Annotated in this window: 2 protein-coding genes and 1 pseudogene; all 3 read left to right on the forward strand. The window is 40.5% G+C overall.

Going from position 1 to position 1,545, the window contains the following annotated elements:
- The first annotated feature begins 219 nt into the window (after positions 1–219).
- The 3 genes and pseudogenes from ACUU1M_RS20130 (at position 220) to ACUU1M_RS20140 (ending at position 1,345) form a co-directional block, all read left to right on the forward strand.
- Complete coding sequence (locus ACUU1M_RS20130; protein WP_005106057.1) at positions 220–477, forward strand: hypothetical protein; 258 nt, start codon at positions 220–222, stop codon at positions 475–477.
- A gap of 144 nt (positions 478–621) precedes the next feature.
- Positions 622–860: pseudogene (locus ACUU1M_RS20135) on the forward strand (IS66-like element accessory protein TnpA); the annotation flags it as partial.
- 296 nt (positions 861–1,156) lie between these two features.
- Positions 1,157–1,345 carry a hypothetical protein gene (locus ACUU1M_RS20140; protein WP_000180465.1) on the forward strand — a complete coding sequence of 63 codons (189 nt, stop codon included), beginning with the start codon at positions 1,157–1,159 and terminating at the stop codon, positions 1,343–1,345.
- Positions 1,346–1,545 lie beyond the last annotated feature (200 nt).

Below are 1,545 nucleotides of genomic sequence, written 5' to 3' on the forward strand. Positions count from 1 at the left end.
CAAATGAGAAAGTAATATGTCAAAACAGTGCATCCTTTGTGACCAAAGAGTTTATCTGCGGCACTATACTTGTCTCATTAATACTCAGTTCTCTATTTTGCTACATATCAATATCACCATCAATTTTCATGCATACTTATGGCCTGAGTACTTTTAGTTACTCAATTATTTTCTCCTTCTCAGTTTTATTTTTCATAATCGGAAATCAATTATCAAAGATTGAAAAATTATCCAACCTATGGTTTTTATTACCCAATAGCCAATTTTATCGCATTACAAATAAATGGTTCAAAAACAGGATTTGCCGCATCTATTACAGGTTTTACTCAAACAATAAGCGCTGGTACAATCAGTTTCCTGTCAGTAACCGTAAGCGACAACGGTGTTGGTCCCGGGACTACTTTAGGTCTTGGTTCACTAATAACTTCATTACTGTCAATAGCCGTAATCGCCATTGCAGGAAATAATAAAAAGTAAGTGTACTCTGACTGCGTATGTATCTACTTTGTGTAATGCAGGTGTCTATTGAAAATAATTCTTTTCGTGGGCATCTGTTGTATAAAATAAAAAATTATCCTGTCTGGCAACAATCGCGTCCATCTGTATTAATGGACTCGAACGATGAACTCTCAAACAACACTAGATATCACCGGCTTTCGCACTTATTTGCCAGAATCATTACGTCTCAGATTCGACGAGCAATTATCTGTCCGGGCTATCGCACAGCAGTTAAGACTCAGTTATTCCCCCATTCACAATCTCTTTCAACGAATTAACGCCTCAGGTATTGTCTGACCATGACCCGAGTCCCTTTCATTCGCCCAACCGATACCATACTTTATGCCAACAGAAAGAATGAATGAACCGCGCCTAAAATCAGCGAGGACACATGGCACAAAGTGCGACATGTCTCACATTTAACCCCAGTGGGGGCAACAAGTATAAAACCGTTTTTTGATTAAGTGGTCGAATATGAAAAGGGGAAGGTTTATGTGAAAAATACCTGTGTTTTCTTTGAAAACACACAACAGTATCAGGTTATTTATGTTTATACAGTGCGTTCCAAACTGACCTGAATAATTACGCAAGTTGCAACAATAAAACATTTTTGCCGTAGTGTGAGGTACTCCGGTAAATTGCTTTCCAGGTGCAGACAATGACTAACGAAGAACTACAGGCAATCGCATTATCCATGCTTGAGCGCCAGCGCGAAAAAGTACACCAGCAACGGGAGTCTTTGCTTAACCCATCTCCATTCACCAGGCCAAAACGATTGGAGCTTGAAGCATTCTTGGACAAATACCCACGGCGGCTTAAATCAGGCAAAACCAGACCACCAGGCTGATAGCTCACAGTTTGTTCTCCGATTCAATAAAACGGATAAGAACCATCAGCGCGGTAGCGTAAGGCACTACAGCGCATTGCTTTACGAGTAATAACAATGGATTTATCACCAGAAGACGCAAAGTTTTTACGAGAACTGCAACACCGTATGCTCAGAGAAGCCATTATCGAACAGCAAACGGGCATGAGCGCCATAGACCC

The sequence above is a fragment of the Shigella sp. SIG6 genome (genome assembly GCF_053555815.1).